Below are 7,108 nucleotides of genomic sequence, written 5' to 3' on the forward strand. Positions count from 1 at the left end.
GGGCGGGGGTCCCCGGCGTGGGCGGCGGCGGTTTGCCCCATCTCCCCCAGGGCCCAGCTGAGATTCACCGCCGTGGGGCGGGAGGCGTTGAGCTGGGCGGAATACGCCCGGAGCCGGGCCTGGAAGGCGGCGGCGTCCGGCTCCTCGATGGTCCGGGCCAGGGCATAGAGGCAGTAGGCGGCGCAGATGCCGATAGCCGGGGCGCCCCGGACCCGGAGCTTTTGGATGGCCTCCACCATTTCGTCCACGGTCCGGAGGCGGATTTCCCGTTCCTCGTTGGGCAGGAGGCTTTGGTCAATGATGTACAGGGCCTCGGCGGCCTTGTCATAGCGGATATTTTGAGCGTGGGTGACGGCTTTCAGGGAAATAGGCATGTGGAGCGCTCCTTTCTTTTGCGGCGGCTGTATGAATTCGATTCTAGCATAGGCCGCCGCTTTTTGCAACGGCCCCGGCCAAGGGGCAAAAGCGCCCGGACACAAAGTGCCCGGGCGCTTTTCTTTAAACTGCGGGAGCCGCCTCAGCGGAAGTCTCCGCCTACCTCAATGGCGCGGATGACTCCGTCCTCGCTGGCGTACATGTCGCATTTTTTGGCATAGGCGTGGGCGATGTCCACCACGCTTTTGCCGTCTCCGGCGGAGATCCACTCCCCCGTGTCCTTGTTGTAGGCCATGACGGTGACGGGGATGCTGTAGGTCCGCCCGTCCACTGTGACGGCGCCCTCTCCGCTCCAGGCGGTGTTGGGCACGTCCTTCAAGGCCGTGAGGGGCTTGAGGCTGGAGAAGCCGGTGCCGTCGTTGGACTCCACCGCCGCCACGTATACGCCTCCGGCGATGTCGTAGTTGCTGCGGAAATAGTCCGTCACCTGTCCCTGGTCGTTGAAGATGGCGATGCGCCGGACATCGCGGTCGTCCAGGGAGATGGAGGTGCGGCCGTACAGGGTCGCGCCGCTGCCCACAGCTCCCAGGACGATGATATCCACCTGTCCCGCCCAGTTGGTGTGGGCGTAGCTGATTTCACCGTTGGGGATGGGCCCGGCCCCCAGGNCGCTGAGGCTGAGGGTGTCGATGCCCTTTGCCGTGTAGCGGAAGACGCTGACAGTCTCCGCCAGATTGCTGCTGCCGATCCGGCGCTTTTCCANGTCCAGCGCGCCGGAGACGCCGCCGCCCAGGCGCACCAGGCCAATCCGGTTCTTTCCGGTGGAGGTGACTCGGACCAGGCGGTTCTGCANCCGGGCCAGCTCCTCCTGGCGGATCTGCTCGGCGCGGTTGCCGTAGGCTTCACCCAGGTCCACGGTGCCCTTGATCTCAATGCCGCAGAGGAGTTCCACCGTGNCGCTGGTGCCGGANACGGAGGTGGCGATNCCGATGGCGTTGGCATTGGCTCCGGCGGTGTTGGGCTTTACCGCCCCGGCTACCTTATTGTCCTCCGTCAGCAGCAGGGTGATCTGGTCCCCGGGANGNAACTTGGNCAGGGTGGACTGGGCCGTGGGCAGCACGNCAAAGTCGTGGCCTAGAAGGCGGAGGCTGGTGGGCTCCGTGGGGCTGGGGGTGCAGGACTCGTATTAGCCCGTCAGCCGGGTGTNGCAGACCCGGNNGGNNTTGGTGGAGCTGGCATAGGTGGCCACGTCATAGGGCCGCATGTCCTTGGCGTTGGCCCGGCAGCCGNTNTTGNANATGGTGTAGCCGCCCACGCCTCCGGTGAGGGCGTCGAAGCCCTTGACGGAGTTTTTCTCATAGACGATAACCGCCTCGGTGGAGCTGTCGCCGCCGCCGACGAAGATGAATTCCACATTTCCGGCGGTGCCCAGGTACAGCGTCAGGGACGTGCCGGGATTCACCCAGGACCGGGCTTCGCTCCAGGTGGTTTCCGCGCCGTTGCGGTAGACCTTGGTGCCGGAGGTGACGTTGTATTTGGCGCCGGAGCGGTCCGTAATCACGTTGGCCTCGGCCTTGGCGACCGTGACGGTACGGCTNNTNCCCAGAGCGTCGGGGAGGAAGGTGCGGACCTTCTGCCCCTCCAGCACCAGCGTGCCCTTCAGACCGTTGAGGGAGCCGTTGGACGCCTTGTCTCCCGCCATCTGGTAGATGGATCCGTCGGAGAAGAGCATGGCGGTCTCCTTGCCGTCGGGGCCCCGGGCGTTGGAGGACACCAGGACCATGTCCGTCTTGGTGGTCAGCCCGGCGGCGGNGAGGAAATTGCTGACGGCCTTATCCCCCTGGACGTCCGCCCGGAGGAGGTTGTTGAAAAGGATGGCGGCGTCGCTGCGGCTGAGGGGGGAGTTTCCCTTGGTGGTGTCCACCCCGTCGGTGAGGCCGATGGAGGCGGCGAAGGACAGATAGCNGTCCGGCCACACACCGCCGATGTTTTCGTCCTTATACCCCAGGACCCGCAGGAGAATGGTGGCCGCCTGGCCCAGGGTGACAGTGCGGTCGGGATAGAACTTCCCGTCGGAGAAGCCGGAGATGGCGTTCTTCCCCTTGGAGGCCATGTTGATATAGGCCGCCGCCCAGTGGGAGGGCTTCACGTCCGGGTAGACGGTGACGGTGCGGTAAAGGCCCAGCTCGTCCTCGGCGTTCAGGGCGCAGACCACCATCTTGCAGAACTGGGCCCGGGTGAGCTGGCCGTTGGGCCGGAAATTCCCGTCGGAAAAGCCGTCCATCACGCCCATAAGCCGCAGGGATTCCACCTGGGCGTTAGCGTCGCCGCCCAGGTCGTAGAAGCGGTTGGCGGGGGGCGCGGCCTGGGCGGGCAGGACCAGTAAGGACGCCGCCATGGCCGCCAGGAGCAGCAGGGACAACACGCGTTTTTTCATAGTCTTCCTCCTCATTATTCCGCTCGGAGCGCCTCGACGGGCTGGAGCTTGGACGCCTTAATGGCGGGGTAGCTGCCGAAGATCAGCCGCAGCAGCACGGAGAACCCCAGGGCCCCGGCCGTCACGCTGGCGGAGGGGTAAATGGTCATTTTAAACAGCAGGTTTCCCGCCACATAACAGCCCAGGGTGCCGATCAGAATGCCGATGACGCCGCCGATGCCGCAGAGCATGGCCGCCTCGATCAAGAACTGGGTGACGATGGAGNTCCGNTGAGCGCCGATGGNCCGGCGGATGCCGATNTCCCTTGTCCGCTCCGTCACCGTCACCAGCATGATGTTCATGATGCCGATGCCGCCCACCAGCAGCGAGATAGCGGCGATACCGCNCAGCACCAGGGAGATCATGCCCATCTGCTCGTTCATGTACTGAAGCCCGCGGTCGTCGGGCTGCACCCAGGAGCCCCCGGTGGAGGGGTCTATCAGGCCATTCAAAAAGCCCCGAATGCGGGTGGCCACCTCCGTGGTGGAGACGCCGNCCCTGGCCTTGACGATGAAGTTGGAGATGTAGTCCCCGCCCAAGAGCCGCCGGGCGGTGTAGGGCAGGACGATGATGTTGTCGATGGTGCTTCCCTGGGCGTCGCTCCCGGAGATGCGGGGAGCGTAAAGTCCCACCACCTCAAAGCTCTGCCCGTTGAGCTGGAGGTCCTTGCCCACCGGGTCTGCAGAGTCGAAGAACGCCTCCGCCGCCTGGGAGCCCAGGACGCAGACCTGGTTGTACCGCTCCACGTCCAGCTCTCCCAGGTCCCGGCCCTTGGCAATGACAAGATTGTTGCAGGCGCTGTACTGGTCGGAGACGTAGTACACGTCCGGAGGCCGCTGGCCGGTCAAGTTCCCCATTTCGTCCCAGTCCCACTCAAAGTTAGCGGAGTTCTTGGTGCCGTAGACCACGTTGACGCTGGCCCGGGCCTCCGGCGTGATGCCCACGATGTACTGGGGGATGGACTTGCAGTAGGCGTACAGGTCCGGGAAGTAGTCCTTTCCCGCCGGGACCCAGTTGCCGTTTTCGTCCTCTATATAGACATAGTTGTCGATGCCTACCGAGATTTTGTTGCTGCCCATGGCGGAGAACTGCTCCATGGTCTTTGCCGCGTAGCCGCTCATGACCGAGACGATGGTCATGACGGCGGCGATGCCGATGATGACGCCCAGCATGGTCAGCATGGACCGGCCCTTTTTGCCGATGATGGACTTCCAGGCCATTTTCACTGCCTGACGGATGTTCAAAACCAGTCCACCTCCTGTTCCTTGTCCTCCACGATCTTTCCGTCGGTGAGGCGCACGCAGCGCCGGGCCGTGGCGGCGATTCCGTTGTCGTGGGTAATCAGGATATCGGTGGTGCCCTCCCGGTTGAGCTGCTGGAGGAACTCCAGCACCTCGTGGCCTGTCCGGGAGTCCAGGGCGCCGGTGGGCTCGTCGGCCATGATGATGGGGGGCTTGGTGGCGATGGCCCGGGCGATGGCCACCCGCTGCTGCTGGCCGCCGGACATCTCCGTGGGCTTGTGCTTCACGCGGTTGGAAAGACCCACCCGGTTTAGAGCCTCCAGGGCCAGGTCATAGCGGTCGTCCGCCCGGNCGCCCTGGTAAATCAGGGGCAGCTCCACGTTTTCCAGCACCGTCAGGGATTGAATCNGGTTGTACTGCTGGAAGATGAAGCCGATCTCCTTGTTGCGGATGCGGCTGAGCTCTGTGTCCGTCAGCTCCCGGACGTCGGTGCCGTCCAGGAGGTAGTTCCCCCGTGTGGGAATGTCCAGGCAGCCCAGGACGTTCATCATGGTGGACTTGCCGGAGCCGGACTGGCCCACGATGGCCACGAATTCCCCCCGCTGTATGGTGAGGGAAACCCCGTCCAGGGCCCGGACCTCGCTTTCAAGACCCTCGCCGTAGATCTTGAAGATGTCCTTCAATTCAATCAGATTTGCCATATCAGTANCCCCAGGGGTTGGCCGTCTGAATCTGGGTGAAGACCTCGGTGCCTTCCTCCACGCCGGACTTGATTTCCACGTTGTAGTTGTCCGAGATGCCGATTTCCACGGCCACGGGCCAGAAGCCCTCGGGAATCGTCTCGTCGGCCATGATGTTTTCCACCACGTTGTCCGGACGGTCGCCCTTGACGTAGACCACCGTCAGGGTCTCGCCCTCCTCGGTGGAGACGGTGCGCACGGACTGGAGGGGCAGCACCAGGCAGTNGTNGTTTTCGCTGGCGNTGAGCTTGTAGTTGATGTAGCTGTTGACCTGGAGGGTTTCTTCCGCGTTGTCCACGGAGATGACCATGGGATAGGTTGCCACGCCGTTGTTGATGGTGCTGGAGAGGCTGACGCTTTCCACCGTGCCCATTGCCATGGTGCCCCACTGGTCCAGGTCTACCATGGTCCCTACCTGGACGGCGNTGACGTTCCGCTCNTCCACCGTGNCGTTGACCNTCAGGGAGGAGGTGTCGGAGATGGTGACCACCGTGGTGTTGGCGGCGATTTCGTCTCCAGGTTTCATCGTAAGGCCAATGACCTTGCCCGCGATGGAGGCCACGGCGGAGCAGTTGGCCAGGTTCTTCTCGGCGGTTTCCAGGGTCTTCTGGGCCTCGTCCAGGCTCTGCTGGGCGGAGTAGATCTCCGNCNCGCTGTCCTCGCCGTNCACCCGGACCAAAACCTGCCCGGCGGTGACCTGGAGGAAGTCCACCAGGGTGCTGGAGAGAACGGTGCCGTTGACGGTGGATTTCAGATCGCCGGTGCGGTAGTACTCCAGCTTCCCGGGCTCATAGGGGTAGATGGTCTCGCCCTCGGCGGTGGTCACGGTGGCGGAGGCCGCCATCTCGGCGGTAAGGGCCCCCTCGTTTTCCACCAGAATGTCGGCGGAGAAGAGCTTGGTGCCCTCCGGCGTGATGCGGCTGACCATGTGGACCGCCTCCACCGTGCCGGGAATGGAGCTCATCAGGGCGGGNATAGAGACATCCNTGCTCTGGCCCTGGTGGATCATGCCCTCGTAGGCGTAGCTGTAGTACTGGGTAAGCCGCAGGCGGGTGTCGTCCGCCAGCACCGCCAGCTTCTGCTCTTTGCTGATGGTGTCGCCGGGGTTCAGGTCCACCACTTCCATCAGCTTGCCGGAATAGCCCGCCGCCAGGTTGAGGCCCGCCACGTCCTTCAAAAGGGCGTTGAGCTGCTTCTCCCGGCCCAGCACGTCTTGCCGGGCTTTGTCCACGGCGGTGCGGGCGGCGTCGGAGTCAATGACGAAGAGGGGGGTCCCCGGCTCCACGGTGTCGCCCTCGTTGACGAAGACCTCGGACACGGTTCCCGTGGTGGCNATGGTGATGGTTTCGCTGTCCTTGGCCTTGGTCAGCCCGCTGCCCTNCACGGTGGAGGTGATGGAGTTGTACTGCACCACGTCGGTGAGCACCTCGGTTTCCTCGCCGCCTTTCTTGGCGGAGAGGAATTTCCAGATTCCCAAACCGGCGGCGATGAGGATGAGGAGGAAGACAAACCGCCGGATGATTTTCCGCCGTTTCTTCCGGGGCATCCCCTTCCACTTTTTCCAAAGGGAGGTCTTCTCCGCCGCCGTTTCCGGCGCGGGAGGCGGGGCCGTCTCAACGGCCGCGGCCTGCTGTTCGCGATCCATGACTTCTGACATAGGCTTTCTCCTTCAAAGGTTGGATGGAATTTCTGAGCGCCGCGCCTTCCCTCCAAGGGGAGGCGCGGGGCCTGAAACGGCGGTCCTGCGCGGGGCGTCCGCCGCCGGGACGGCACAGGGACAGGGTAGCGGGGTCCTGCATCAAAACTGTATCATCTATGCTAGAACCGTTCGGCGGGGAAAACAACAACAAAACGGNTACAGANTTCTTNAGTTTTTCGAAAGATTTGGGCGCGGCCCCTTTACAGGTTAGACGCTGGAAGGGCTGGAAGGGTTTCCGGCGATTCTGTACAAATATCTGGAAGGAATCCGGCGGATTTCCGTCAAAGCCCCCTGTCAGGAAAAACCGCCCCGAAGAACGAGGCTCTTCTTTTATCCAATCCTCTGCTATATCCAGGTTACAGGAATCCCGCCGCATCAGCGGCATTTTTAAGGAAGCACTGATTAAAGCAGGTAAAAGGCAGGCAAACAGACGTAGGTAATAAAACCGTCCAATAAAGGGCCATATTGGGGGATGAATTCCTCGCTTTTCCAGTCCCAGTCGGCCGAAGGGCGCAAAAACCTTAGGCGGGGCATAGGGAACCGCCCGCCCTGGCAAGCATGTACAAATTTGCGCTGG

3 protein-coding genes and 2 pseudogenes are annotated in these 7,108 nt (G+C 63.1%); all 5 read right to left on the bottom strand.

Annotated features, from left to right (window positions below):
- Positions 1–374: pseudogene (mtnA, locus tag JX325_RS10795) on the bottom strand (S-methyl-5-thioribose-1-phosphate isomerase); the annotation flags it as partial.
- Between the two features lie 1,187 nt (positions 375–1,561).
- Positions 1,562–2,812 (bottom strand): annotated as a pseudogene (locus tag JX325_RS10800) (S-layer homology domain-containing protein).
- Positions 2,813–2,826: 14 nt separating this feature from the next.
- A complete protein-coding gene (locus tag JX325_RS10805) occupies positions 2,827–4,095 on the bottom strand; it encodes an ABC transporter permease (protein WP_204791135.1) in 1,269 nt (422 codons plus the stop codon).
- A complete protein-coding gene (locus JX325_RS10810; RefSeq protein ID WP_204791136.1) occupies positions 4,092–4,793 on the bottom strand; it encodes an ABC transporter ATP-binding protein in 702 nt (233 codons plus the stop codon). Before JX325_RS10810 ends, JX325_RS10805 begins: the two co-directional genes overlap by 4 nt.
- Before the next feature lies 1 nt (position 4,794).
- Positions 4,795–6,489, bottom strand: coding sequence for an HlyD family efflux transporter periplasmic adaptor subunit (locus JX325_RS10815; RefSeq protein WP_204791137.1), 1,695 nt, complete (start codon positions 6,487–6,489; stop codon positions 4,795–4,797).
- Positions 6,490–7,108 lie beyond the last annotated feature (619 nt).

The sequence above is a fragment of the Oscillibacter sp. CU971 genome, assembly GCF_905219725.1.
GTDB lineage: Bacteria > Bacillota > Clostridia > Oscillospirales > Oscillospiraceae > Oscillibacter.